The sequence below is a fragment of the Streptomyces sp. NBC_00344 genome (assembly GCF_036088315.1).
Taxonomy (GTDB): Bacteria; Actinomycetota; Actinomycetes; order Streptomycetales; family Streptomycetaceae; genus Streptomyces.
This window is the reverse complement of the sequence record NZ_CP107996.1, coordinates 6,684,060-6,709,345: the sequence shown is the minus strand read 5'-3', so window position 1 is coordinate 6,709,345 and position 25,286 is coordinate 6,684,060. Positions and strand designations below refer to the sequence as shown.

Annotated in this window: 22 protein-coding genes; 15 read left to right on the top strand and 7 right to left on the bottom strand. The window is 68.3% G+C overall.

Annotated features, from left to right (window positions below; genetic code table 11):
• The first annotated feature begins 583 nt into the window (after positions 1–583).
• Positions 584–1,921 carry a DUF6056 family protein gene (locus tag OHS16_RS30315; RefSeq protein ID WP_328540437.1) on the top strand — a complete coding sequence of 446 codons (1,338 nt, stop codon included), beginning with the start codon at positions 584–586 and terminating at the stop codon, positions 1,919–1,921.
• Here OHS16_RS30315 and OHS16_RS30310 read toward each other — a convergent pair.
• Both OHS16_RS30310 and OHS16_RS30305 read right to left on the bottom strand, forming a co-directional pair.
• Complete coding sequence (locus OHS16_RS30310) at positions 1,896–2,345, bottom strand: GtrA family protein (RefSeq protein ID WP_328540436.1); 450 nt, start codon at positions 2,343–2,345, stop codon at positions 1,896–1,898. The genes OHS16_RS30315 and OHS16_RS30310 overlap by 26 nt on opposite strands.
• Complete coding sequence (locus OHS16_RS30305; RefSeq protein WP_328540435.1) at positions 2,342–3,325, bottom strand: glycosyltransferase family 2 protein; 984 nt, start codon at positions 3,323–3,325, stop codon at positions 2,342–2,344. Before OHS16_RS30305 ends, OHS16_RS30310 begins: the two co-directional genes overlap by 4 nt.
• A 295-nt stretch (positions 3,326–3,620) precedes the next feature.
• Between OHS16_RS30305 and OHS16_RS30300 the strand changes: the two genes are divergently transcribed.
• Positions 3,621–4,283, top strand: coding sequence for a response regulator transcription factor (locus OHS16_RS30300; RefSeq protein ID WP_328540434.1), 663 nt, complete (start codon positions 3,621–3,623; stop codon positions 4,281–4,283).
• A complete protein-coding gene (locus OHS16_RS30295; RefSeq protein WP_328540433.1) occupies positions 4,280–5,641 on the top strand; it encodes a sensor histidine kinase in 1,362 nt (453 codons plus the stop codon). The genes OHS16_RS30300 and OHS16_RS30295 overlap by 4 nt, the downstream gene beginning before the upstream one ends.
• Here the strand turns inward: OHS16_RS30295 and OHS16_RS30290 are convergent.
• The gene (locus tag OHS16_RS30290) at positions 5,622–6,461 is read right to left on the bottom strand and encodes a COG4705 family protein (protein WP_328540432.1); all 840 of its coding nucleotides are present in this window, start codon (positions 6,459–6,461) and stop codon (positions 5,622–5,624) included. The genes OHS16_RS30295 and OHS16_RS30290 overlap by 20 nt on opposite strands.
• Positions 6,462–6,595: 134 nt before the next feature.
• The gene (locus OHS16_RS30285; protein WP_328540431.1) at positions 6,596–7,006 is read right to left on the bottom strand and encodes a hypothetical protein; all 411 of its coding nucleotides are present in this window, start codon (positions 7,004–7,006) and stop codon (positions 6,596–6,598) included.
• Between the two features lie 215 nt (positions 7,007–7,221).
• Here OHS16_RS30285 and OHS16_RS30280 point away from each other — a divergent pair, with 215 nt between their 5' ends.
• The 3 genes from OHS16_RS30280 (at position 7,222) to OHS16_RS30270 (ending at position 11,384) form a co-directional block, all read left to right on the top strand.
• Positions 7,222–9,369, top strand: a complete 2,148-nt coding sequence (locus OHS16_RS30280; protein WP_328540430.1) for an MMPL family transporter — start codon at positions 7,222–7,224, stop codon at positions 9,367–9,369.
• Positions 9,370–9,532: 163 nt separating this feature from the next.
• On the top strand, positions 9,533–10,825 hold the full coding sequence (locus OHS16_RS30275; RefSeq protein WP_328540429.1) for an amidohydrolase: 1,293 nt from the start codon (positions 9,533–9,535) through the stop codon (positions 10,823–10,825).
• A 7-nt stretch (positions 10,826–10,832) separates the two neighbouring features.
• Entirely contained in the window at positions 10,833–11,384 is a 552-nt protein-coding gene (locus OHS16_RS30270) for a TetR/AcrR family transcriptional regulator (protein ID WP_328540428.1), read from the top strand.
• A 226-nt stretch (positions 11,385–11,610) separates the two neighbouring features.
• Here OHS16_RS30270 and OHS16_RS30265 read toward each other — a convergent pair whose 3' ends face one another.
• A complete protein-coding gene (locus OHS16_RS30265) occupies positions 11,611–12,003 on the bottom strand; it encodes a nuclear transport factor 2 family protein (protein ID WP_328540427.1) in 393 nt (130 codons plus the stop codon).
• Between the two features lie 99 nt (positions 12,004–12,102).
• Here OHS16_RS30265 and OHS16_RS30260 point away from each other — a divergent pair, with 99 nt between their 5' ends.
• The 4 genes from OHS16_RS30260 to OHS16_RS30245 all read left to right on the top strand — a co-directional run bounded on the left by OHS16_RS30260 (position 12,103) and on the right by OHS16_RS30245 (position 14,257).
• A complete protein-coding gene (locus OHS16_RS30260; protein ID WP_328540426.1) occupies positions 12,103–12,546 on the top strand; it encodes a MarR family winged helix-turn-helix transcriptional regulator in 444 nt (147 codons plus the stop codon).
• Between the two features lie 356 nt (positions 12,547–12,902).
• Positions 12,903–13,349, top strand: coding sequence for an SRPBCC domain-containing protein (locus tag OHS16_RS30255; protein WP_328540425.1), 447 nt, complete (start codon positions 12,903–12,905; stop codon positions 13,347–13,349).
• Complete coding sequence (locus tag OHS16_RS30250) at positions 13,346–13,714, top strand: ArsR/SmtB family transcription factor (protein ID WP_328540424.1); 369 nt, start codon at positions 13,346–13,348, stop codon at positions 13,712–13,714. Before OHS16_RS30255 ends, OHS16_RS30250 begins: the two co-directional genes overlap by 4 nt.
• Before the next feature lie 318 nt (positions 13,715–14,032).
• Complete coding sequence (locus OHS16_RS30245; protein ID WP_328540423.1) at positions 14,033–14,257, top strand: hypothetical protein; 225 nt, start codon at positions 14,033–14,035, stop codon at positions 14,255–14,257.
• Positions 14,258–14,506: 249 nt separating this feature from the next.
• Here the strand turns inward: OHS16_RS30245 and OHS16_RS30240 are convergent, their stop codons facing one another.
• Both OHS16_RS30240 and sigK read right to left on the bottom strand, forming a co-directional pair.
• On the bottom strand, positions 14,507–15,238 hold the full coding sequence (locus OHS16_RS30240) for an anti-sigma factor (RefSeq protein ID WP_328540422.1): 732 nt from the start codon (positions 15,236–15,238) through the stop codon (positions 14,507–14,509).
• Positions 15,235–15,795, bottom strand: a complete 561-nt coding sequence (gene sigK / locus OHS16_RS30235) for an ECF RNA polymerase sigma factor SigK (protein WP_328540421.1) — start codon at positions 15,793–15,795, stop codon at positions 15,235–15,237. The genes OHS16_RS30240 and sigK overlap by 4 nt, the downstream gene beginning before the upstream one ends.
• A 568-nt stretch (positions 15,796–16,363) precedes the next feature.
• Between sigK and OHS16_RS30230 the strand changes: the two genes are divergently transcribed.
• The 5 genes from OHS16_RS30230 to sbnA all read left to right on the top strand — a co-directional run bounded on the left by OHS16_RS30230 (position 16,364) and on the right by sbnA (position 25,280).
• Positions 16,364–18,889 carry a Pls/PosA family non-ribosomal peptide synthetase gene (locus OHS16_RS30230; protein WP_328540420.1) on the top strand — a complete coding sequence of 842 codons (2,526 nt, stop codon included), beginning with the start codon at positions 16,364–16,366 and terminating at the stop codon, positions 18,887–18,889.
• Complete coding sequence (locus OHS16_RS30225; protein WP_328540419.1) at positions 18,886–21,945, top strand: non-ribosomal peptide synthetase; 3,060 nt, start codon at positions 18,886–18,888, stop codon at positions 21,943–21,945. Before OHS16_RS30230 ends, OHS16_RS30225 begins: the two co-directional genes overlap by 4 nt.
• Positions 21,946–21,958: 13 nt before the next feature.
• On the top strand, positions 21,959–22,963 hold the full coding sequence (locus OHS16_RS30220; RefSeq protein ID WP_328540418.1) for a TauD/TfdA family dioxygenase: 1,005 nt from the start codon (positions 21,959–21,961) through the stop codon (positions 22,961–22,963).
• The gene (gene sbnB / locus OHS16_RS30215) at positions 22,960–24,027 is read left to right on the top strand and encodes a 2,3-diaminopropionate biosynthesis protein SbnB (RefSeq protein WP_328540417.1); all 1,068 of its coding nucleotides are present in this window, start codon (positions 22,960–22,962) and stop codon (positions 24,025–24,027) included. Before OHS16_RS30220 ends, sbnB begins: the two co-directional genes overlap by 4 nt.
• Positions 24,028–24,224: 197 nt before the next feature.
• Entirely contained in the window at positions 24,225–25,280 is a 1,056-nt protein-coding gene (sbnA, locus tag OHS16_RS30210; protein ID WP_328540416.1) for a 2,3-diaminopropionate biosynthesis protein SbnA, read from the top strand.
• The last annotated feature ends 6 nt before the right edge of the window (positions 25,281–25,286 follow it).

Genomic DNA, 25,286 nt, shown 5'->3' with positions numbered 1-25,286 from the left:
GCCCAAGTTACTCCCGCGCCCGGCTCCGGGATCTCACCGCTCGCCACCACCGACCGGACCGGGTGCCGTGCCGGGCTGTCGTGATGGGACACAGCCGATCGGCTCCTTACAGACCAGGTCCGGCAATGACGAGAGCTCCGATCTGCCGCCGAACCAGGTTCCGGGCACGCGAAGCCGCAGCCGACCGGCACCATTCGCCGCTGGGGCGGCTCCGGGTCCGGGACTGGGGCCGAAGCTACTACATGATGTAGAAATAAGGGAGTGCCACAGGCATCCGACGTCGCAGGGCCGCTTTGGCCGATGCCCTGCGGTTCATCCCCCCCGGGTGATCCCGAAGCGAGAGACCGATTCCGGCAACGAGCCTCAAGTCACGTCTTCGGGGTCGACCGGAAGTGACCCCGAAAGGCAGTGGTGCGATATGGCGGTCGAGCTATCGAGTGTTCCCCGGCGTCCGGAGGGATCCGGGCCGGGGACGCAGAGCGGCCGCAGCCCCGCCTTCACGAGATTGCTGAGCACCTGGGGTGTCGTGGTGTGCCTGGGGCCTTTGGCCTTGCTCGCGGGCGCCGTCTGGTATGGGCAGTATGTGCGTCCCAGTGCGGACGAATGGTGCTTCCTGCCGTACGTACGCGATCACGGCATCTCCGGGCTGACCGGAAAGTTCTACTTCAAGGACAACGGCCGAATCGTCAACGGCTGGCTCGTTGGGCTCTATGCCAAGCCCGGAGTCGCCGGCCATCAGTGGTTCGGGCTGGTCAGCGCGGCGCTGATGGTGGGACTGCTGTGGGCGGTGATCGCGCTGGTGGCACGCAGGACAGGGCTCAGCGCGCCGCGCGGGGTGCCGCTGTTCGTCGCATCCATGGTGGCGGTGGTCTTCCTCCTCGGCTCTGCCAATACGTACAAGACGTTCTACTGGCCTGCCGCCTCCGTCTCACACACGGTGGCGCCCGTCCTCGCCTGCGCGTCGGTGATTCCCTTGTTGCTAGCGCGTGGGCGCCCCGGCAAGATCGCGGCCCTGGCCTTCGCTGTGCCGGCCGGGACGTTTCTGGGGACGCTGTCCGAGGAGACCTCCGTGGTCGTCCTGGTGGCGCTTGCGGCCGTGGCGCTCCTCGCGGGCAAGGTGTTCGACGAGCGAGCGGGGCGCCTCGCCCGTGGGTGGGCCCTCGCCACGATGGCCGGCGTCGGAATCGGCGTACTGCTCCTGGTGACATCCCCGGGCTCGCGCAGGCGCCGTGAGCGATTCGGCGCCGGGACCTCGATGCTCGACCCGGCTTCGCTGTCGGTGTCACTCCACCACTTCGTGCATATTCTCGGGACCATCTTCTCAACCTGGCAGTACCTCGGCGCCGTCGCCGCCGGGCTGTTGCTGGGACTGACTGTGCGGGGCCGGACGATTCTTGCGCTGCGGCCCTGCCGGCCGCTGCTTCTCGCGGGGGTAGGGGTGCTGGCCTTCCTCCTCTCCGGCTATCTCTGCACCGTGATCACCTACCCCGTTTTCGGGCAGCATCTGCTCACCACGGAGCGGACGTGGAACGACTATCTGCTGCAGTACGTTCTGCTGCTCACCGGTGTCGGCGCCCTGGTGGGACGTGCGCTGCGCAGGCGCTCACCTGTGACGGCCAAAGCGGTGCGGGTGGCAACGGCGGTGGGTGCGGTCATGGTGTGCTCCGGCGTCTGCCTCTCCCTGGCCGGGCCGCTGCACACCCTCGGAGGACATATGCACGTCCGGGCCGAGCGGTGGGACCGCCAGGACCGGTGGCTGCGGGCGCGGTCGGCGGCCGGTGCCCGGGTCCTCCCATACAAGCCGTTGCCTGTGGGCAGGATGCTGGAGCCGTTCGGTATGAAGCGTGGTGGCTGGCCTGCCGTGTGCATCGCCGACTACTACCACGTTCAGCGGGTCACGAAGGGGAGGCATCTTCCTTGACCTTGCGCCGGGGGGCAGTTGCCGCTCCGGCGTCGATGGCCCACCTGGCCAGCAGAAACGAGACAGGTGTGACGACGACACCTGCGGCGACGGCGGCGATGTTCTTGTCCATCCCCAGCAGGCTCACCGCCAGACAGAGGAGAACCCCGCTGCCCACGACGTTCACCGCGCCGGACAGCGGATAGCGGACGAAGGCCCCCCAGGTGGGCCGGGTGCGGCAGGTGATGTACGAGTTGAGCAAGAACGAACCGGTGATGCTCACCGACCAGCCCAGGACATGGGCCACCAGGTAGGGAATCCAGTGGTTCGTGGAGGCGTAGACCGCGTAGTACACCGCGGTGTTGGCGATACCGATTGCTGCGAAGGTGAGGAACTGCCCGAGTGAGCGAGCCTTCGGCGACCGGCTGTGCTTCACCTCGGTCATGAGGTCTGCCGCGCGCCCGCAGTGCACTCCAGAGCGGGACCGGCGGGACGGTTCCTCGACCGGCTGTCGGTCTCGCTGACCACGTAGTGGGGCCGGCGCTTCGACTCGTGGTAGATCCGGCCCACATACTCGCCGATGACGCCGAGGGTAGCGAGCTGGATGCCGCCCAGCGCGACGATCGCGGTGAGCAGGGTCGTGTACCCGGGTGTGTCGACACCGTTGAGCAGATCGTCAGTGATGATCCACCCCGCGTACAGGAACCCTGTGAGGAACAGGCAGAGGCCGGTGTGGATTGCCAGGCGCAACGGACGGCTGTTGAAGGAGAGCAGCCCGTCGATGCCGTAGTTGAGCAGTCGGCGGCCGCCCCATTTGGACTCGCCCGCCGCACGCTCGACGTTCTGGTAGGTGAAGCTGACGGAGCCGAACCCGATCCAGGAGAAGATCCCCTTCGAGAAGCGGTTGCTCTCCGGCATCGAGAGCACGGAATCCACTGCGCGGCGCGAGAGCAGCCTGAAGTCTCCCGCTCCGTCGACGACCTCGACGTCCATGCACCGCCTGACAAGCCGGTAGTAGGTACGGCTGAGCGCAGACCGCACGGCGCCTTCGCCCGAACGGTCGCGCTGGGCGATGACCTGGTCGTATCCGTTCCGGTGCAGCTCCAGCATGCGCGGGATGAGTTCGGGAGGATGCTGGAGATCGGCGTCCATCAGTACGGCGGTATCGCCTGCGGTCATCCGCAGACCGGCGAGCATGGCCGACTCCTTGCCGAAATTACGGCTGAAGGAGGTGAAGTGCACCCGGGGGTCGTCGGCCGCGAGCTGCCGCAGCCTTCCCAGAGTCGAGTCGCTGCTTCCATCGTCGACGTAGCAGATCTCGAAGGGATGTCCGGTCGGCTCAAGTGCGGCGAGGAGCGCGGTGTGAAACGCGTCGATCACCTCGGCCTCGTTGAAGCACGGTACGACAACCGAAAGGTGGACCATCGTCGATCACTCCGTGTCTCTCATGCGGGCAGCGGCGCCGCGGGAAATGAATCTCAGTTGCCCCTTCGCGCTGGTCATGGGAACGATCCTCACCCCGCTATCGTCTACAGTGCCATAGACCGTCTACTCGACTGTAGTCGGATGGTGGGGTCGCGAACCACCGCACGTCCGGTATGACACAGCAGGAGTGGGGCCGGCCGGAGTCCACGGGAAGCTGACGCACTGCCCCGGATGGTCACGGCCCATGGTTCCGCTGATGCGCACCCACCCCCGCAGAGACGTCGAAGGGAGAGGTATGCGACACAGGATCCTGGTCGTCGAGGACGACCATGCTCTGCGTGATGTCCTGCTGCGCGGCCTGCGGGACGAGGGCTTCCGCACCTTGCCCGCACCGGACGGCGCGACTGCGCTGCGGCTGGCGGGGGGCGATGTCGACGCGGCTGTGCTCGACGTCGGGCTGCCCGATGCGGACGGCCGGGACGTCTGCCAGGCGATCAGAGCCAACGGCTTCCGCTATCCGGTGATTTTCCTGACCGCCCATCATCGGCTCACCGACCGGCTGGCGGGCTTCTCGGCGGGCGGGGACGACTACCTGCCCAAGCCGTTCCATCTCACGGAGTTGGCCGCTCGGTTGAGGGCGGCCCTCAAGCGCAGCGGCCCAGCTCGTACCGCAGCGTGCGGTGATGTGATCCTGGACCCGGTCCGGCACAGCCTGACGGTGCGGGGCACCCAGGCCGGACTCACACCCACGGAGTTCCGGCTACTGGCCGCTCTCATGGCGGCGCACGGCGGCATCGTGCGCAGACGTGAGCTGATCAGGGCGGGCTGGCCCGAGGGTGCCCAGGTCAGTGCCAACACACTGGACCAGTATCTGACCCGGCTGCGCCGCAAGCTCCGCGACAGCGGAAGCACGCTGAGCGTCACCACCGCGCGCGGCATCGGGCACCGACTGTCATGAGGCCCCTCGTCTCGTGGTGGTGGCCGCGGACTCTGCGCGGCCGGCTCTCCCTGGTCGCGTTGACAACCGCCACGCTCCTGATGGTGATCCTCACCGCAGTGTTCAACACCGTCGTCCGACATCACCTCCAGCGCCAGGCCGACGACGAACTGGGGGCCCGGGCCGCCGCCGTCGCAGCGACCGTCGACACCAGCGACTCCGCGGTGCACGTCCTGGAGACACCCGGCGAGGAACTGCTGGACACCAACGTGTGGATCTACACGGGCGGTCGGCTGCTCGAAAAGCCACCGTCCGCAGCCGCCACCGGGCCACTGACCCGTGCTGCCGACCAGCTCGCCGCACGAACCCGCCGGCACTGCCTCACCAAGAACGTTCATGGCCCGGTCCGCCTGTGCTCACGACCCGTTCCCGGCGAAGGCCGGGACGCGGCCGTCGTCACCGCACTGGACCTGTCCCCCTACAGCAGTTCGGCCGATTCCCTGCTCATCGCCTCGCTCGCGCTCGACGCCGTCATGCTCGTCTGCACCTACGCGCTGACCCGTCTGGCGGTGGGGCGTGCACTGCGGCCGGTGCGCACGATGACCGAACACGCCACTCAATGGAGCGCCGTAGCCTCCGAGAAACGCTTCGGGAGCGTGGACCGCTCCACCGAGCTCGCGCAGCTGGGTGGGTCACTCGACGCACTCCTGGACCGTATCCGCGCACTGCTCCGGCACGAGCAGCAGCTCACCCGGGAGTTGTCGCACGAACTGCGTAATCCACTGGCCCGGATCATCGCCGAGCTGGACTGGTGGCGTGCCCGTCCTCGCTCCGACGCCGATACCCGGACCACGCACAGGGCCATCGCGGACGCCGCCGTGTCCATGCGCACGATCTGCGACACACTCCTCGACGACGCACGCGACAGCTCTGCCACCACACGCGGAGCGAGCGACGTACTGTCGGTGCTGCGCCGCCTCGCGGACCGGGTGGATTCCGCCGGGGCGGTGGAGCTTCACGTCACCGCGCGGGATCCCGGCTTGTCGGCCGGGGTCCCGGATGCCCTCCTGGAGCGGATCGCCAGTCCGCTGTTCGACAACGCCCTGCGGTACGCGCGCTCGCGGGTGCACATCCAGGCCCGCGCGTCTGCGGGCGGCGTCCGCGTCGATGTCACGGACGATGGCCCCGGTGTACCGGCGACGTTCGCGCCACAGCTCTTCCAGCCGGGACGCCGAGCCGAGCCCGGGGACGGACACGACGGAGCGGGCCTGGGGTTGTCGCTCTCGCGACGCCTGGCCCGCTCTGTCGGCGGCGAGGTGCACCACGATGAGGCACACACCCCGGGCGCGAGGTTCGTGGTCAGCCTTCCGACGGCGTGAGCGGCTCGGGCCTGGCGACGTCCCGGCGGGTCACCGAGAGGTAGACGACCAGGCCGAGGATGACCGCGAGGAACAACACGCTGGTGATCACGGTGCCCAGGCCCAGGCCACCGCCCCCGGCCGGCTGCGACAGGTAGTCGCCGATCGAGGCACCGAGCGGACGGGTGAGGATGTACGCGATCCAGAAGCTGAGCACGGCATTCAGGCCGAGCGCGAAGTGCGCCAGCGCCACGGCGGCGATGGCGAGGCAGAAGAGGACGGCGGAGAACCAATAGCCGAGGGCCATCTTCTCGGCGACGAGGTCGCCGGCGGCGGTGCCCAGCGCGAAGGTGAACAGCACGGCCAGCCAGTAGTAGACCTCGCGGGAGACCGTGTCGATGCTGTGGATGGACAGCGTCCCCTCACGGCCGTACCAGACGAAGAAGGCTGCGGCGAGGGCGACCGCGAACACGGCGGTGCTGGTCTCCAGCGGCACGCCGAAGTTGTCGGTGAGGTTGTCGCTGATCAGGGTGCCGACGACGCTGATCAGGGCCACGGCGAGCCAGTAGACGCCGGCCCGGTAGGCCCTGGTGCGGAACTGGACGATCAGAACCACCGCCAGCAGCAGACTCATCAGCAGCGACACGCCGGTCAGGCCCAGTCCCAGCTTCTCGTTCAGGAGATCCGCAGCGGTCTCGCCGACCGTCGTGCACAGCACCTTGATGATCCAGAAGTATGCGGTGACTTCCGGAACCTTGCTCCAAACGAATCGACTGCCGGGGGCGGCGTTGGGGCGGACCTGCGCCGCGGACGTCTCAGAGGTCTCAGAGGTCTCAGTCATGAGGCCGACCCTGGCAGCCGGAACCTGAACACATCCTGACTGCCGGGTCGCCACCGTGGCTTCCTCGTCCCCGGCCGCGGAGTGGATCGCGGACACTTCCCCTTCGGCAGGACCGGAATATCGGCCTGCTCAGGTCAGTCGATGGCGCCCGCAGCGCGGAGCGAGCGACCGAGGTCGCCGACGAGCAGGCGCGGGTGGCGCCGCCACCACCACATATCGACGGGGTCGAATCCGCTGATCCGGTGGAACTGTGAAACGGCGATGCCGTCGTCGAAGACGGTGGCACCTCTGAACCGGTCGTCGAGGGCTTTGATCTGCGGAGTCCAGAGCACGATCACACGTTCGGTGAGGATCGGCCATGCCTCGTGGAGCCAGTTCCGGCTGCAGAGGTCGTTGGTGTACTCGTCGACCAGATCGCTGTACCCCTGCTCCACCTCGCCCACCAGCCGGCCCCACGTGTCGACCATCTCCTGGACCGTGAATGCCTTGCGCCACCCGCGCTGGTGCAGGATTTCGCCGGCGGTCTGCTCGCTGTGGGGCAACATACCTCAGAGCCTGGCATGTTGCCCCGCCCTGGGAACACGGGCACCTTTCTGACGCCGGGTCGGGCGGAGCGACGCGGTCTGAATTGCCGATTCCCGGTTCCACCGATCCCGCACTGCCTCCCCGGGATGGAACGAAGAGCCCTTTCTTTGCAATAGCGGACAAAAAGGATGAAGAGGCTAGAATCACGCAATCGACGGCGTATGGGAGGGCCGGAATGCGACGGTGGGCGGAATTCGTTCTGCGGCATCGCAAGGTGGTTGTGGCGTTCTGGGGTCTGGTGCTGGTCGCCGGCGCGCTGCTGGCCGGCCGGACCACGGACCGGCTGACGATCGACTTCTCGCTGCCGGGTCAGCCCGGCACCGTGACAGCACACAAGATCGAGCACGCCTTCGGCAGCGGCGGTGACACCAGTCCCTATCTGGTCGCGGTCACGCTCCCGGCCGGGCAGACGATCACCCGTCACGAGGCCGAGGTCGGCCGGGGGTTCGCGGCAGTCGGCACGGCTGTCCCGCATGTGCGGGTGATCGACGAGGCGAACACCGGCGACAAGGCCTTCCGGACGAAGGACGACCGCACCGCCTATGCCCTGGTGTTCTACCGTTTCAACCCGTCACCGAGCCAGAAGCTGCTGACCGACCCGATCCGATCGGCGGCGCAGAAGGCCATGCCGCCCGGTGCGACGGTCGGTGTGACGGGGCAGGACACGCTTGCTTCCGGGGGCAATGACAGCGGAGGCCAGGGGGTTCTCGGGGAAACGCTTCTCGGTGCCGTCGGCGCCCTTGCCGTACTCGCCTTCGTGTTCGCCTCCTTCCTCGCTCTGCTGCCACTGCTGGTGGCCGCGGTGTCGATCCTCGCGACGTTCGTGATGCTGTTGCCTCTCACCTACGCGACCGATGTCTCGTTCATCGTGCAGTTCCTGGTCGCCCTCATCGGCCTGGGCGTGGCGATCGACTACTCCCTGTTGTTCGTCACCCGCTGGCGGGAGGAGCGCGACCGCGGCCGGGAGAACCACGAGGCGGTCGTCGTCGCGATGGAACGGGCCGGGCATGCGGTGGTGTTCAGCGGCGTGACCGTGGCCATCGGCCTGCTCGCCCTGGTCGTCCTGCCTGTCCCGTTCATGCGCAGCATGGGGTACGGCGGGGCGCTCATCCCGTTGGCCAGCGTGATGACGACGCTTACCCTGACGCCGGCGATCCTGGGCGGTATCGGCCCCCGGGTGGACTGGCCCAAGATCCGCCACGAGAACCGGGCGAGCCGCGCCTGGAGCCGGTGGACCGCCGCCGTGGTGCGGTACCGCTGGATCGCGGCAGGCACCGCACTGGCCGCGCTGGCGGCGCTGATCGTCGTCTTCTTCGGTATCAAGATCGGCCTTGCCTCCTCGGAGTCCCTCGCCAAGAACGGGCCGGCCTACACCACCCTGAACACACTGGAGCGCGGCGGCGTACCGACCGGCGCGCTGACACCGATGGAGGTCCTGGTCAGCACCGACCGGGCCGCATCGGTCGCCGCCCGGGTCGCCAAGGTCGACGGCGTGACCGGAGCGTTCGTACCTTCCGGGCCGGCCGGCAACCGGGGCGGACAGAGCATCGTCGTGGTCATCCCGGAAGACGAGACGGTCAACTCGAAGAGCGTCGACGTGGTCAAACGGGTCAAGAGCACCACGGAGCACCTCCCCGGGGTCATCGGCGTCGCCGGCATCGGTGCCGCGCAGATCGACTTCCTGCACGCGGTGTACGGCAACTTCCCGCTGATGCTCACGATCATCGCGCTGCTCACCTATGTGCTGCTCGCCCGGGCCTTCCGTTCCCTGCTGCTGCCCCTCAAGGCAGTGCTGCTCAACCTGATCTCGCTCGCGGCGACGCTCGGCCTGATGGTGATCTTCTGGCAGAACGGTAACGGCTCTGATGCGATCTTCGGCATCGCGGCCACCGGGGCCATCACCTTCTGGATCCCCCTCATGGTCTTCGCGTTCCTGTTCGGGCTGTCGATGGACTACGAGGTGTTCATCCTGTCCCGCATCCGAGAGGAGTACGACGCCGCGCGAACGACCGATGCCGCCGTCATCGAAGGTATCGGCCGCACGGGCCGACTCGTCACCAGCGCCGCACTCATCCTCTTCCTCGCCTTCGCGGCGCTCGCCTCCGGGCCCGGCACCGACCTCAAGACACTGGCGACCGGACTCGGTATCGGCATCCTTCTCGACGCAACCATCGTGCGGATGCTGCTCGTTCCGTCCCTCGTTTCCCTGTTCGGCCCGTGGAACTGGCACCTTCCCGCCTGGGCGGCCCGACCTCTGCGCGTGCAGCCGTCCTACCCGCACCCGGAACGGGAGGAGCCTGCGCCGAAGACGTCCGCGGGCTGAGCCGTCGCTTGCCCCCTCGCGCGACGCCGGCGCCGGGAAACCGTCAACCGGCTGACGGACGACGGCGGCCGGTGCTCCGCCGCCCGCTTCTGCCCACAGGCTATGTACCATTGGTACACCGCTCGGCCGGGGCGGCTCGAAGGAGAGCGAAGGAGTGGTTTTCGTGAGGGACAGCGTGTGGGCCGATCTCGCACCCCTGTGTGCGCGACTCGGCGACCTCTACCGGGATCTGCACACGCACCCCGAGCTGTCGACCCAGGAACACCGCACGGCGCTGCGGCTGGCCGAGGAGCTGCGACCCCTGGGGTACGAGGTCACCACGCAGGTCGGCGGCACCGGGGTTGTCGGCGTGCTGCGCAACGGGGGCGGGCCCGTGGTCATGCTGCGCGCCGACTTCGACGCGCTGCCCGTCGAGGAGAAGACCGGCCTGCCGTACGCGAGCACGGCCCGGGCCACCGGCGCCGACGGCCGCGAGGTGCCGGTGATGCACGCCTGTGGCCACGACATGCACGCCACCTGCCTGGTCGGCGCAGCGACACTGCTGGCAGGAGCGAAGCAGACGTGGTCGGGAACCCTGCTGGTGGTCTTCCAGCCCGCCGAAGAACTCGCCCTCGGGGCCCGGGCGATGGTGGACGACGGACTGTTCCGGCGATTCCCCGTCCCGGACATCGTCCTGGGACAGCACGTGGGCCCGCTCCCCGCCGGAGTGATCGGTTACGGCAGCGGGCCGATCATGGCCGCCTCCGACTCCGTCCAGGTCACCCTGCACGGCCGGGGCGGCCACGGGTCACGGCCGGAGACCACCGTAGATCCGGTACTCATGGCCGCGAACGTCGTCACGCGACTGCAGGGCATAGTGGCGCGCGAGGTGCCACCCGCCGAGACGGCTGTGGTCACCGTCGGACGTCTCCAAGCCGGCACCAAGGACAACATCATCCCCGACACTGCCGAGTTGGGGATCAACATGCGCACGTACTCGCCCGAGACACGCACCCTGGTCCATCGCGCCATCGAGCGCGTCATCCGCGGCGAGGCCACCGCGGGGGCGGCCACGCGAGAACCGGAACTGGACTGGAACGTCAGCGCCCCGTTGCTGGTCAGTGATCCGGCCGCCACCGCGTCCGTGGTGACTGCATTCTCCGAACACTTCGGCGAACAGCGGGTGCAGCCCATTCCACCGGTCTCCGCCAGCGAGGATGTCGGCGTCTTCGGTGCGGCGGCGAACGCACCCACCGTCTTCTGGTTCTGGGGCGGGCTCGACGCCGACACCTTCGCGGCAGCGGTGCGCGACGGGGATACGGGTTCCCTTCCCGGCAATCACTCGCCGTACTTCGCCCCTGTCGTCGAACCCACTCTGAGCACGGGCGTTGAGGCCCTGGCCGTCGGGGGTCTCACCTGGCTCGGCAAGCCGGCCGGTACCTCCGGACAAGAAGTCCGGCAAGCCGGAGCCCAGTAGGGGAACCATGAGCGACGACACGCCTCGCGGCAGGCTCCTGCGCAAGGGGCGGGCCATATTGGAGGAACGCGGCAGGCTCAGCGATCTGACCCTGCGCAAACTCGCCGAGTCCCTGGACACCAGCCATCGCATGCTCATCCATCACTTCGGCTCACGCGACGGCTTCCTCGCCGCCCTCCTGAGCGATCTGCGCAAGCAGGAGCAGGAGGCCCTATGGGCCTTGTCCGTCCAGGGCACGCACCAGGACGCGTTGCGGATGCTGGAACGGCTCTATCTCGACCCCGCCGCCCAACCGCGCGTCAGCGCCTTCTTCTACGTCCTCGGGCTCGCCGTCCAGGACCCCGAACCCTACGGAGAATTCCTCGCCTCCCTCGAAGACTGGACAACCCTGTTCACCACCCTCGGCATTCGCGAAGGCCTGCCGGCCGAAGCCGCCCGTGCCCGCGCCCAAGCCATCGTCTGGACAGCGCGCGGCCTCCTCGTCACAGCCCTGACGACGGGAGATCGGGAAGGGGCTCTGGCGCAGTTCCACAACGTCGTCCGGTACGTGGACCGCTGAGTCGCAACCGCCCCGTCCGACGCCGGGCCGGGGGCTCAACCAGGAGGCGGAGCGTGGCCCGGAGAATGCGATCAGCAGCAACTCCGTGCACCGCACCGAGCGATCACAAGCGCCCGCGGGATTCCGCCGCCCGCGTCCTGCCGACTGTTGCCCAACACCGGCAGCTCTCACAGGACGTGGGAGGCGGAAGCAGACGGAGTTCTCCGCATCAGTGCAGGCCGTTGGATCAGCGGGCGCTGCCCATGCCTCGGTCGCCCTCGGCACCACTGAGCATCAGTGTGGTCTCCTCGATACGGCGGAAGCGGCCGTCGGGTGCGAGCTCTCCGAAGACGTAGACCTCCATACACACGGCGGAACCATCCGTCTTCGTTATGTTCACGGTGTGCCGGTCGGCGTACAGGGTTCCGTCGTAGAGCTCGTCGTGAATCTGGACGGAGCCGTCAGCGACGATCGTGCGGAGGTGGGCGATGTGCTCGAGGAAGTCGCTGCGCTCGTCCCACTTCCCGTCGGTGCGCTGCCGGTAATCCGGTGCGAAGTGACGGTCGGCGGCCTCGTCGAGACCGAGGCCGGGGGTGAGCAGGAGATCGGTGAGAGCGGCCTTCATTCCGGTGCGGTTCATGAGAATCCCTTCAGAACACCATCACGATGCGTGCGCTGCGCACGCATCTCCCGCACCGTAGCACTGGACGCGTGCGCAGCGCACGCTATTCTGAACGGCGTGGAGAACGAGGTAGGACATGAGATCGCCGACTCACTCGGCTTGCTGCTCAAGCGCACGACCCGCGCGCAGCTGCACCGCACTCTGACCGAGGGCATGGGCGAGGCGGTCGACGAGCTGACGTACCCGCTCCTCAGTGCGCTCGCCAGGACCGGCCCGCGCAGCGCTGCCGACCTCGCACCCGACGTGGGTATCGACCGCTCCGGCGTCACTCGCCGCGCCTCCCGGCTGGAGGCGGCCGGACTCGTGCGGCGCGAACCCGACCCCCGCGACCGGCGGGCGTCACTGCTGATCCTCACCGACCTCGGCGAACGCACCGTCGAAGAACTGCGCAAGCGCCTGGCCGCTCACATCACCGAAAGCCTCAGCACCTGGCCGCCGGGCGAAGCCAGGACCTTCGCCCGGCACCTTCAGCGCTTCATCACCGAAGGGCCCTTCACCTGACGGCTGTTCAGGATCCGGTCGCAGTGACGTGATGCGCGGAGCGCGATGGGCCGACACCCTGCGCCACGCTCACCGCGGAGCTCAGGGCCATCACCCCCCCTACCGCAGACGCCCGCCTCAGGACTTGCCGTGGGCACCGCACGACTGCGGGCAGGAGTGGCGCCGCCGCACACAGGGCCAGGCACAGCCTGGGGCCCGGTCGACGGCACACGCCCGCTCCCGAACAACAGACAGGTGACCATCACTCCGTCGCCAGGGCCTGACCCATCAAGATGCAACCCTCCAGTTGCACCTGGGGAACCAACGTGCAACCCTGTAGTTGCAAATGGCGGCAGTGAGAACGAAGGAGCTCCCTCATGAGTGAGGACCGGATCGAACGCGAAACCCTGATTGCGGCACCCCTGGAGCGGGTCTGGTCACTGGTGGCCCAGCCCGGATTCTGGGTGGCGGACAAGGCGAGTCTGCCCGGCACCGTGGCCAGAGAAGGTGACTCGATGATGGCGAGGAACACGGAGCACGGCGACTTCCCGATTCGGGTGGAGAAGGTCGATCCGCCGTCATATCTGGCGTACCGCTGGACCAGTGCGTTCCCGGGGGAGGAACTCCGCGAGGACAACAGCACCCTCGTGGAGTTCACCTTGACCCCCGAAGGCGACCAGACGCGGCTGCGCGTCGTCGAAAGCGGGTTCGCGGAGCTGGCCGGGTCCGAGGAGTTGCGCAGCCAGAACCTCAAGGACCACAGCGGAGGCTGGCCCCTGGAGCTCGGCGCACTCAAGACACGCGCCGAAGAGCCGCAAGCGTGACGGAAGAACGTTCCGGCGCAGCCGAGGTCGTCGACAGCGTCCTCGGTGCGCTGGCCGACCCCACCCGGCGCCAGTTGCTTGATCTGCTCTCCGCACAGGGCGAAGCGACCGCGACGACACTCGCCGAACGACTTCCCGTCTCGCGGCAGGCGGTGGTCAAACACCTGGCCGTCCTGGACGCGGCCGGGCTGGTCACCGGCGGCCGGGTCGGACGCGAGGTGCGCTACGCGGTGCGGCCCGCCGCGCTGAATGTGACAGCCCAGTGGATGGCCTCGCTCGCGGCGGACTGGGACCGACGGCTGGCGAACATCAAGCGCGTCGCTGAGGCTGCGGAGCGAGATTCGCGCTCCATACGACCTGACTGATGGGAAGCACGACGCTATGGGCACAACAGCACTTCGCGTCGCCTACGACAAGCTGTTCGATGCGGCGGACGTCCTTGACCTCGGCTTCGCGTGACTACCCGACGGGGGTACCGGGATCACGCCACCCCCGCATGAACCCGGGGACGGGCACGGCGAAACAGTGGCCAGGACTGTCGGACGTTCCTTCGTTCCAACGAGGTTCACGTCACCACCGCTCCGAACGCTGCCGCAACCTTCAGGTCATCGCCGGGCCGCGGGAGCACGGATGCGAGCCGGGATGAGGATGCGCGAAAGAGTGGGACGCGACAGGGTGGAGGTATGGCGAATCCACCGATAGTCATTCACGCCCCGACACCGACCGGCGGGCGCCTGGTGACCGTGCACATCAATGGCCGCAAGGAGCAGCTGGGCATGGCGCACAGCGACCGCGACCTCGCCACCTTTCTCGCCGATGCCGGACTCAAAGATCCCATGCGCGCCCTGGACAGTCGCGCGCTGGTCGCGTGGGAAGGCGCGGAAGCGCACCGGTTCGAGGCGGGCTGAACCCGCCACCGCGGGACCCCTGAAGGTGCGTGGCACGGAAGGCGACGACCATTTCGGTCATCACCCGAACACCGTGAGCCACCATCCGGCGGGCGATGCTTTGGATGCCCCCTACGACATCGCCATCGGCCGAAGAGTGCGCCGGTCTGGTGGGCTCCGCATTCCCCGGACCAACGACGTCACCTGCGGGCGGAGCTCAGTCGCACGGCCCGCTCCGCCCCGTTGCCGGCCATCGGTGGCTGCCGGTTGCTACGCCTGGATCGGGATGAGTCCCAGAGGTCTGGTGGTGGGCCGGCCGGACCCTCCGTCCGGTTCCACAGTGATGCCCACCCCCGTGGCGTCGCCGAGCTCGCCGTCCATCACATAGGTGCGATGGCCGCCACTGCCGGGCAGCAGGCCGGCCGGGCGCAGCCGGCCGGCCTCGGCGTACCAGAGTTCGTAGACCCGGCCGCGTGTGAGGCGGGGCAGGCCGGCGGCACTGAAGACCGCCCGGTCCTGGGCGCGGGAAGCGACGACGCGGGCGGTGGCGCCGTCTCCCAGCTGCTGGGCCCTGATCGTCGCGTCCGGCGCCGCGAGCACATCGGTGAGGGCTGCGGCGTCCGTCTCGGCTTCCGCAGCTCGGGCGCGGGCGTCGTTGGCCTCCTCGTGCTGCCAGACCGTGGTGGCGCCGAGTGCGACCGCCATTGCCAGACAGGCGGCCAGGACCCATCTTGTTCCCGGGTTCGGGTCCCGCGAGCGCCGGAACTGCTGCTCCTGGCCAGTCACCGCGATCCGCTCGAGGACCCTCTGCCGCAGAGCGGCCGGCGGGGTCACCGCTTCTGCGGCAGCCAGGCGTGCTGCGGTGGTCTCCAGATCGGCGACCTCCCGTGTGCAGGCGTCACAGCCGGCCAGGTGGTTCTCGAAGGCAGCTTCCTCCTCGGGGGCAAGGGCATGCAGGACATACGCGCCGATGGCCAGGTGCGCTTCCTCGGCTGCCGTCATTGAGCGGCCTCCAGACAGGCACGCAGTTTCCGCAGCCCTGAACGCATACGCGATTTCACCGTGCCCGCAGGTGTGGACAAGGCTGCGGCGACCTCCGCGCAGGTCAGCCCCTGGTAATAGGCGAGCACCAGCGGCAGACGATGGTGCTTCCCCAGGTCGGCGAGGCAGCGGTGCACCCGGGCCCGCTCCTCCCGTCCTGTGACGGCTTCCGATACTTCGTCGAACGGGGTCGGGGCGTTCAGGAGTGCGGCCTTTCGTTCACGTTCCGCGCCGGCCTGTGCGGACCTCACCCGTTCCACCGCCCTGCGGTGGGCCAGAGTCAGGACCCACGACTTCGCGGCGCCGCGCTCGGGACGGAACCGGTCGGCTGTCCGCCACACCTCGATCATCACGTCCTGGGTCACCTCCTCCGCCTGCGCCTCGTCGAGCAGGATCCGGCGTGCCAGCCCCATGACCGGCCCGGTGAGTGCGTCGTACACGCCGGCGAACGCCTTCTGGTCGCCGCGGGCGGCCTGGACGAGCAGGCTGTCCACGCGCCGGTCCACGTCGGACCTCATCCGCGGCTGGTGCCTCTCGCGTTCCGCGTGCGACCTCCGCCTCACAACGTGTCGAACCGTCCGATCCTCGATGGTGCAGCCCCGCGGCTCGGAGCCCGCGTGCGACGAGATGCGCTGCCGGCCGGCAGGCGTGTCTCCCAGGTTGCTGGCCCACCTCGGAGCTCGCAGCCGGGCAGGGTCCGTTCGGCTGAGCAGTCCACCCCGGGCACAGACAGGGCCGCAGCAGGGCCCCACGGGCAGACGAACGTCCCACGTCTCACACGGGACGGTGGAGCCACTCGGTTCGGGGGCTCCGCTCAGCCATCGGTGGCCACACGCCCGTCCCTCACGCCCGCACACTCCCCCGTGCCATCGATGCCGGGCGAAGGGGCGCTCCGGGTACCGGTCTCAGCATTGTCCACCCCTTGGAAGACAAATCCGAAATATGAGATAAATCCGCTGTCTTCAATCCAGGCCGCTGTGAGCATCGAATACACGTCAGGACTGCCGTGTGGCACGACGAGCGCTCACCGGATCTGAATCCGCAGGGGCGCAAGGACGGTGGTCGCATCTTCTCCAGGGAGTTCGCATGCGTGGAAAGCCAGTCGCAGCACTGACCTCGCATCCGCCGGCATCCCCCGCCGGCCGGTGCGGAGCAGGTGCCCCGGAAACCGGTCTCGAAGAACGCCTCGCCGCGCTGCTGGCGGACGTCATCGGTGTGGAACAAGTACCGGTCGAAGGTCACTTCTTCGACGATCTCGGCGCCGACTCCCTGGTGATGGCGCATTTCTGCGCGCGGGTCAGGAAGCACACCGGTCTGCCGCCGGTTTCGATGAAGGACATCTACCGGCACCCGACGATCGGAGCCCTCGCGGCCGCCGTGTCGGACACCTCTCCAACAGTCCCGTCCGGAGCGCCGACCGCCGCACCGACGCCTGTCGCGACCTCCAGAACCGAGTACGTCCTGTGCGGGACGCTTCAGCTGCTGATGTTCCTCGGGTACGCGTACCTCGTCGCTCTCATCAGCGCCCGGGGGTACGACTGGATCTCCGCCGGTTCCGGTGTCCTCGACGTGTATCTGCGGTCGGTCCTCTTCGGAGCCGTTGCCCTCGCAGTACTGTGCTTCCTTCCCGTCCTGGCCAAATGGGCCCTCATCGGACGCTGGAAGCCCCAGCAGATCCGCGTCTGGAGCCTGTCGTACGTCCGCTTCTGGGTCGTCAGGACACTGATCCGATCGGACCCGCTTGTCCTGTTCGTCGGTTCGCCTCTCTACACGCTCTACCTCCGGGCCCTCGGCGCGAAAATCGGGTCCGGCGTCGCGGTCTTCTCGCGCAATGTGCCTGTGTGCACCGATCTGCTCACCGTCGGCGCGGGCACCGTCATCCGCAAGGACTCCTTCTTCAACTGCTACCGGGCCCGGGCCGGCTTGATCCAGACCGGTGCGGTGACCCTGGGCAAGGACGTGATCATCAGCGAGGCCACCGTCCTGGACGTCGGGAGTTCGCTCGGCGACCGGGCCCAGCTCGGCCATGCCTCATCGCTGCACAGCGGGCAGGCGGTGCCGGCCGGTGAACACTGGCACGGGTCACCGGCGCAGCGGACCGATGTGGACTACCGGACTGTGGAGCCCGCCGCCTGTGGAGCCCTGAGGAGGGCGGGGCACAGCTTCCTGGAGCTCCTGACCGTGCTGCTCCTCTACGTGCCGCTGGCAGTCGGCGGCGTGGGCCTGCTGCTGGCCGAGGCCCCCCAGCTCACCACAGTCCTTCAACCGGGCTCTGCGGCCCTCGCGACCTGGAGCTTCTACGCCGACACCCTCGCGGTGTCCCTGCTCTTCCTGGCCGCCGTACCTGTGGGCCTGCTTCTCGTGGCGAGCGTTCCCCGCCTGCTCAGCCGGACCATCGCGCCGGGCAAGGTGTACCCGCTGTACGGCTTCCACCACGGGGTGCACCGGGTGATCGCGCTCGTGACCAACCGCCGTTTCCTGACGCGCCTTTTCGGTGACAGTTCCGGCATCGTCCACTACCTCCGCTGCCTCGGGTACGACCTGTCCCGGATCGAGCAGACCGGATCGAACTTCGGCACCGAGGTGAAACACGAGACCCCGTACCTGAGTTCCGTCGGGAGCGGCACGATGGTCGCCGACGGGCTGTCGGTCATGAACGCCGACTTTTCGAACACGTCGTTTCGCGTGTCCCGGACGTCGATCGGACCCCGCAACTTCCTCGGGAACAGGATCGCCTATCCCTCACGGGGCAGAACGGGTGACAACTGTCTCCTCGCGACGAAGGTCATGGTCCCCGTCGACGGGGCAGTCCGTGAAAACGTCGGGCTCCTGGGCTCACCCAGCTTCGAAATCCCGCGCTCGGTCCTGCGGGACGGCGCCTTCGACCCGCTGAAGAGCGGCGATCAGTTGAGCGGCCACCTCGCAGCCAAGAACAGGCACAACGCGGCAACCGCGGGGCTCTACCTGCTGGTGCGCTGGTTCTACTTCTTCTGGGTCACGCTGCTCATCGCCGTCGCCGCTGACCTCTACGAAACGCTCGGGGCAGGGGCGATCGCGCTGGGCAATGTCCTGGTCGTTGCGACCGGAACCGTGTTCTTCGTACTGGTCGAACGCGGTGTGACCGTGTTCCATCCCCTGACTCCGCTGTTCTGCTCGATCTACGATCCGCGCTTCTGGAGGCGGGAACGCTTCTGGAAGGTGCCTTCGGAGGCATACCTGCGAATCTTCAACGGCACCCCGTTCAAGAGCATCATCTGGCGGCTGCTGGGCGTCCGGATCGGCAGCAGGGTCTTCGACGACGGCTGCTACCTGACCGAGCGGACGCTGGTAGCCATTGGCGACGGCTGCACTCTCAACGCGGGAAGCGTAGTGCAGACCCATTCCCAGGAAGACGGCACCTTCAAGTCCGACCGCACCACGATCGCCGACGGATGCACGCTCGGGGTCGGGGCCTTCGTGCATTACGGCGTCGCCATGGGTGACGGTGCCGTCCTCGCACCGGATTCCTTCCTGATGAAGGGCGAGGTCGTTCCGCCGCACGTGGAGTGGGGTGGGAACCCGGCCCGGCAGACGATGCGCGGAGATGCCCGTGAGGAAAGGAGGCAGCCATGAACACGTCCCTGAAGGCCAATGGCGACAACCGGCACGGCGTACTCGTCGAGAGCGCCTTCACCAGGATCCCGCGCTGGACCCGTGCCCCGGCGCCCGGTACCGCAGAGCACGAGACGGCTCTGCCCGACCGCGTGCTGGTCACCCTTCGCCGGCTGGCGGACTGGCTTCAGGTTCCCCTGAGTTCGATGCTGCTGACTGCTCACGCCAAGGTGCTTGCCGCGCTGTCCGGGGAGAGCGAGGTCACCACCGGCTACGTCCCTGCGCGAGGCGGCGCGCCGTTGCGTTGCCGGCTGGCGACCGCGTCCGGCTCATGGCGGGCCCTGCTGCTGGACGTGCACCGTGCCGAGGCAGAAGTTCTGGCGCGCCAGGATCTGCCCACCGGCGCCCCCGGGCAGGAGCCGGCGGACGAGTCCCCCGAGACCGTGTGCGATATGGCCGATGACGACCATCGCCCGGGGAACCCGGTACTGCGGGTGGCACTTTCCCCCCGCGGTGTACTGCGACTGCGGTACCGGGCGGATGCGCTCGACGCGGAATGCGCCGCGAGAATCGGTGGCTACTACGTCACAGCGCTGACACTCATCGCCGCCGATCCGGATGCCATGCACGGGCAGCAGACCCTGCTCTCCGCCGAGGAGCTCCGGTACCAGCTCGAAGGAATGGCCGGACCGCACCGGGAACTGCCCGACCGCCGGTTCCACGAGCTGTTCGAACAGCGAGTGCGGGCTCACCCGGACGCCGTCGCGGCCGTCCACGGGGACCGGCAGTGGACGTACCGGGAACTCAATATGCGCGCCAACCGGCTGGCACACGCCCTGCTCGCACGAGGGCTGCGCCGCCAGGACGTCGTCGCGGTCGTCACCGAGCGCAACCTGGAGTGGATGGCCGCGGTCATCGCCGTCCTCAAGGCCGGTGGCGTGTACCTGCCCGTCGAGCCGCATTTCCCCGCCGACCGCATCGCCACCATGCTGGCGCGTGCTGCGTGCCGCACTGTGCTGACCGAACCCGGCAGCACCGCCTGCCTCGACCGGGCCCTCGACTCGGTACCGGGAGCCCGGACGCTCTTCATCGACGCCCTCTGCCGGGAGGACCACCATGACGGCGACCCCGGTCTCGGCGTCGCACCCGACCAGATCGCCTACATCTATTTCACCTCCGGTTCCACGGGTGAGCCCAAGGGCGCGATGTGCGAGCACGCGGGCATGCTCAACCACCTCTACGCCAAGATCGACGACCTCGGGATCCAGGAGGGGCAGGTGGTCGCCCAGACCGCTCCCCAATGCTTCGACATCTCGCTGTGGCAGCTGCTGTCCGCACTGCTTACCGGCGGCCGGACCCTGCTGGTCGAACAGGCTGCGGTGCTGGACGTGCGGCGCTTCCTCGACACCATCACCGATGGCCGGGCCGCCGTGCTCCAGCTGGTCCCGTCCTACCTCGAAGTTTTCGTGTCCTGCCTGGAGCAATCCCCCCGCGAACTGCCGGACCTGCGGCGCGTGTCGGTAACCGGCGAGGCACTGAGCACCGAACTGGCCCGGCGCTGGTTCGCGGTCCAGCCCGGGGTCGGGCTGGTCAACGCCTATGGACTGACCGAGACATCGGACGACACCAACCACGAGGTCATGGACCGGGCACCGGACGCCGGACGGGTTCCGCTCGGCCGGCCCGTCAACAATGTGCACGTCTACGTCGTCGACGAACACCTGACACCGGTGCCGCTCGGCGCCCCCGGGACCATTGTCTTCTCGGGGGTCTGCGTCGGGCGCGGCTACATCAACGATCCCGAGCGCACTCGGCAGTCCTTCCTGCCTGATCCGCACCACCCCGGGCAGCGGCTCTTCCGGGGAGGCGACTACGGACGCTGGCGCCCGGAGGGAAAGCTGGAATACCTCGGCCGTCGGGACGGCCAGGTGAAGATCCGGGGATTCCGCATCGAGACCGGCGAGATCGAAAGCGCCCTGGCGCGCCTGCCCGGAGTCCACGACGGTGCCGTGGTGGTCGACCAGCGGGCGGGGCACAGCACACGTCTGGTCGCCTTCTGCTGCGGCCCTGACCTGCTCGACGGCGATGAACTTCGCTCCCAGCTGGGTGAGTCGCTGCCGGAGTACATGGTCCCTTCGGTCGTCGTCCGGCGGGAGGCGCTTCCGCTCACCGCCAACGGCAAGACCGACAGGAAGGCGCTGGGAGCACTGGCGGCGCGACTCGAAGCGACCGAGGAACGCTACCGCGCACCGCGCACACCCACCGAGCGGCGGCTGGCCGCGGCCTGGTCCGGGGTTCTCGGCGTCCCGCAGGACCGGATAGGCCGTCAGGACGACTTCTTCGGCCTGGGTGGCACCTCGCTGTCAGCCGTCAAGCTCGCGATTGACCTGGGGCGTCTGGTCTCTGTCACGGACGTTGCCCGGCACCCGATCCTCTCCGATCTCGCCGGTCTGATCGACGGTGGGTCCGAGCATCGCTCGGGACTGCTCCGTCCGTTGTCGGAGCCGGGCGGCGCGCAGGCAGGTTCCCTGGTGTGCTTCCCCAGCGGCGAAGGAAACACGGATGACTTCGAAACCCTGGCCAGGGCACTGCACGGCAGCGGGCCCGCACTCTACGCGGTAGTGCTTCCCGGCCCCGGCACGGCCGGGGCGGATGAAACGCCCGCACTCGTCGCCGAACAGATCGCAGAGGAGATCATCGGCCTCGGTCTGACCGGGCTCCGGCTGTGGGGCCAGTCCGCGGGGATGCCGTTCGCTGTGGCAACTGCCAGGCGGCTGGAAGAGCGCGGGGTGGATGTCCGGCGGGTGTTCCTGGGCGCACAGCTGCTCGATGACGCGCTGGACACCCCACTGGCCGTGCAGTTGTCGGCCCCGCTCACCGTGGTCGTCTCGGCCGGTGCCCCACACACAGCGGACTTCCCACGACATCACCACGAGCGGCAGGTGGCGGCGAACAGCGTCGACCTCCACGAACTGGCCGGCGGCGGCCGGTCCTTCCTCCGGAACTGCACCCAGGACGTCGCACAGATCGTGCTGTCCGGCTCCCCATCCGGCAGCTGCCACAGCCACCACCACTGAGAGGAAGAGCACGATGTTGGCCTCACTTCACATCGCAGCAACCGAACTCGATACGGACCACGGCAAACCTCCGGTACTGCGGGTCGGCGCCACCGACGACCCGGCGCGCTGGACGGCCGGTAACCGGGACGCGCTGCGCGCGGCCGTCGCCGAGCACGGGTCGGTCCTGGTCCGCGGCCTCGGGGTGCGTGCTCCGGCGGATGTCGCCGCCGTACTCCGGGAGTTGGGTGTCACTCCAGTGGCCGAGCGGGAGGCCTTCGCCCCCCGGGCGGTCTACTCCGACGGCGTGTACTCCTCGTCGAAGTGGCCTCCGAACCAGCCGATGTGTATGCATCACGAGCTGAGTTACGCGCTGGAGTTTCCCGGCCTCATGCTGTTCGCGTGTCTCGGTGCGCCCACCGAGGGCGGGGCTACCGCAGTGGCCGACTCGACGGCCGTACTCGACGCCCTGCCGCCGCCCCTGACCGAACGGTTCGCGCGGGAGGGCTGGTTGCTGACCCGCAGTTACCACGACGAGATCGGTGCGTCGTTGGATCAGGCCTTCGGGACCAGTGATCCGGAAGCCGTTGAGCGCTACTGCCGTGCCAACGCCATCGAATGTACCTGGAATCCGGTCGGCGGCCTGCGCACCGGACAGCGTCGCAGCGCAGTGGTCCACCATCCGGCCAGTGGCCGGCCCTGCTGGTTCAACCAGATCGCCTTTCTCAACGAGTGGACGATGGATCCCGAGGTGCGGGAGTACCTGATCGACGAGTACGGTCCCGACGGCCTGCCGTTCAATACGCGTTACGGAAACGGCGACCCCCTCACCGAGGACGTCGTGCGCCTGATCAATGAGGCATACGAAGCCAACACCACCCGCCACCCTTGGGAGGCCGGTGACCTTCTGCTGGTCGACAACGTCCGTACCGCGCACAGCAGGGAGCCCTTCGCGGGGCCGCGCGACGTGGTCGTGGCCTTGGCGGATCCGGTGCGGCTGACCGACTGCTCACCCACACGTGAGGTGACATTCTCATGACTACCGCCCCCGCCGCAGCGCGGTCGGCACTGCCCGAACCGCCCGCCGTGCCGTCCTTCGCGGTGATCCCGGGAGTCCAGGTCCGGAAAGCCCTGGACGGAAGGGAAAAGGAGATCGTGGAGGTGGTCGAGGCCACCTATCAGCTCCACGGCTCCGGTGAGTCGGTGAACCCGCCGTCCTCCTTCCTGCGCTTCACCGACCGTCCGTCGTCCCGGATCATCGCGCTGCCCGCCTCGATCGGCGGAACGGCGCAGGTGGACGGAGTGAAGTGGATCTCCAGCTTCCCGCCGAACGTGGCATCCGGCATCCCCAGGGCCTCGGCCGTGCTCATCCTCAACGACCACCTCACCGGCTATCCGTTCGCCTGCCTGGAGAGCTCGATCATCAGCGCCACCAGGACGGCCGCGTCAGCGGCCTCGGCGGCCGACCGGCTCAGTCGTGGCCGCCCTCGCCCGACGCGCGTCGGGTTCTTCGGGGCAGGTCTGATCGCCCGCTACATCCACACGTTCCTGGAAGGCACCGGCTGGTCGTTCGACGAGATCGGCGTGCACGACCTGTCCGCCGAAAGCGCGGCCGGCTTCCGGCTGTACCTGGAACAGTCGGGTGCCGCCGGGCAGATCACCGTGCACGACAGCCCTGAGGAGCTGATCCGCTGCAGTGATCTGGTGGTTTTCGCCACGGTCGCCCCGCAGCCGCATGTCAGTGATGTCTCCTGGTTCGACCACCACCCGGTGGTACTGCATGTATCGCTGCGTGACCTCGCGCCGGAGATTCTGCTCGCCTCGACCAACATCGTCGACGACATCGAGCATTGTCTGCGAGCCGCCACCTCCACCCAGCTGACCGAGCAGCTGACGGGCAGCCGGGAGTTCCTGCACGGAACGCTGGACGATGTGATGGCCGACCGGGTGAGCGTGCCGGCGGACCGTACCGCCGTTTTCTCCCCGTTCGGCCTCGGTGTGCTCGACCTTGCGGTCGGCAAGTACGTCTACGACGAGGTGAACCGATCGGGCGATCTGCGGGTCGTCGACAGCTTCTTCCATGAACTGCGCAGGTACGGGTGAGCGGCTGCGGCCACCGGCTCCCTCCGGCAGGGAGCGCCGGTACCGGCGGCCGGCCGCCACAGTTCAGCGCATCACACCGCACGCCACAACAGAGCATCGCATCCCACCAGTTCGGACCGCCGTCGCGCCCGGAGCCGCGGAGGCCACCGCCACCGCCGGCCAGGCAGTCCGAAGGTGCCGCAGATGAGGAGCCCACCGTGTCAGTCATATCCGTGCCCTACGCTTTCAACGAAGAAGATCTCTATGTCGATCTCCGGTCGGTCATCGGGCACTCCCTCTTCCTCAAGTGCGAGGGCTTCAACTTCGCAGGCTCGATCAAGCTGAAGGCCGCGAGGGAGATGGTGGAGTCCGCCGAACGGGACGGAGAGCTGACCAGGGATTCGGTCCTGATCGAGTCGTCGTCCGGAAACCTCGGCGTGGCTCTCAGCATGATCGCGGCGAGCAAAGGCTACCGATTCCTTTGTGTGACCGACTCCCGCTGCAACCTGGCGACCCGACTGATGATGGAGGCGCTGGGCAGCCAGGTGCACATCGTGGCCGATGACAAGATGCATGGCGGCTTCCTCGGCGCACGGCTCGCCTATGTGCGCAGACTCTGTGCCTCCGACCATCGGTACGTATGGCTCAGCCAGTACACCAACCCGTCCAACTGGAAAGCGCACTACCGCAGTACGGCGCCTGCCATCGCCCGCTCCTTCCCGCAGCTGGACCTGCTGTTCGTCGGGGCGGGTACCACCGGCACTCTGATGGGCTGCGCACGCTATTTCCGGCAGTGGCACCGTGAGGTCCGGGTCATAGCTGTCGACAGCGTCGGGTCGGTGTCATTCGGCGGACCACCCGGACGCAGGATGATCCCCGGCCTGGGCATGAACATCCGGCCGCCGCTCCTGGACGAGTCGTATGTCGACGAAGTGATATGCGTGGAGGAGGCGGACACCATCCGGGCCTGCCGGCGGATGGCCGGACAGGGCTTCCTGTTCGGCGGATCGACCGGCACCGTGGTGAGCGGCGCGGCTGGCTGGCTGGCCCGGCACGACACACGGGGGCTCACGGCGGTCGCCATCGCCCCGGACCTCGGCGAGCGCTACCTCGACACCGTCTACCAGACCAACTGGGTGCAGGACCTCTACGGCGAGGACGCACTCGGCCCCGACCCGCCATCGGGCGCTGATCTCGCAGCGGCAGGCCCCGCATCAGCGGCGCGGTCCCCGGGCGGCCGGTCGCCTCGACGGCATCGGCAGCACGAGGTATGAGATCAG

Bases quoted from the DNA above. Each gene is read 5' to 3' on its own strand.
- OHS16_RS30310 (WP_328540436.1), bottom strand. From the start codon at position 2,345: ATGACCGAGGTGAAGCACAGCCGGTCGCCGAAGGCTCGCTCACTCGGG.
- OHS16_RS30305 (WP_328540435.1), bottom strand. From the start codon at position 3,325: ATGGTCCACCTTTCGGTTGTCGTACCGTGCTTCAACGAGGCCGAGGTG.
- OHS16_RS30300 (WP_328540434.1), top strand. From the start codon at position 3,621: ATGCGACACAGGATCCTGGTCGTCGAGGACGACCATGCTCTGCGTGAT.
- OHS16_RS30295 (WP_328540433.1), top strand. From the start codon at position 4,280: ATGAGGCCCCTCGTCTCGTGGTGGTGGCCGCGGACTCTGCGCGGCCGG.
- OHS16_RS30290 (WP_328540432.1), bottom strand. From the start codon at position 6,461: ATGACTGAGACCTCTGAGACCTCTGAGACGTCCGCGGCGCAGGTCCGC.
- OHS16_RS30285 (WP_328540431.1), bottom strand. From the start codon at position 7,006: ATGTTGCCCCACAGCGAGCAGACCGCCGGCGAAATCCTGCACCAGCGC.
- OHS16_RS30280 (WP_328540430.1), top strand. From the start codon at position 7,222: ATGCGACGGTGGGCGGAATTCGTTCTGCGGCATCGCAAGGTGGTTGTG.
- OHS16_RS30270 (WP_328540428.1), top strand. From the start codon at position 10,833: ATGAGCGACGACACGCCTCGCGGCAGGCTCCTGCGCAAGGGGCGGGCC.
- OHS16_RS30265 (WP_328540427.1), bottom strand. From the start codon at position 12,003: ATGAACCGCACCGGAATGAAGGCCGCTCTCACCGATCTCCTGCTCACC.
- OHS16_RS30255 (WP_328540425.1), top strand. From the start codon at position 12,903: ATGAGTGAGGACCGGATCGAACGCGAAACCCTGATTGCGGCACCCCTG.
- OHS16_RS30245 (WP_328540423.1), top strand. From the start codon at position 14,033: ATGGCGAATCCACCGATAGTCATTCACGCCCCGACACCGACCGGCGGG.
- OHS16_RS30240 (WP_328540422.1), bottom strand. From the start codon at position 15,238: ATGACGGCAGCCGAGGAAGCGCACCTGGCCATCGGCGCGTATGTCCTG.
- sigK (WP_328540421.1), bottom strand. From the start codon at position 15,795: ATGAGGTCCGACGTGGACCGGCGCGTGGACAGCCTGCTCGTCCAGGCC.
- OHS16_RS30230 (WP_328540420.1), top strand. From the start codon at position 16,364: ATGCGTGGAAAGCCAGTCGCAGCACTGACCTCGCATCCGCCGGCATCC.
- OHS16_RS30225 (WP_328540419.1), top strand. From the start codon at position 18,886: ATGAACACGTCCCTGAAGGCCAATGGCGACAACCGGCACGGCGTACTC.
- OHS16_RS30220 (WP_328540418.1), top strand. From the start codon at position 21,959: ATGTTGGCCTCACTTCACATCGCAGCAACCGAACTCGATACGGACCAC.
- sbnB (WP_328540417.1), top strand. From the start codon at position 22,960: ATGACTACCGCCCCCGCCGCAGCGCGGTCGGCACTGCCCGAACCGCCC.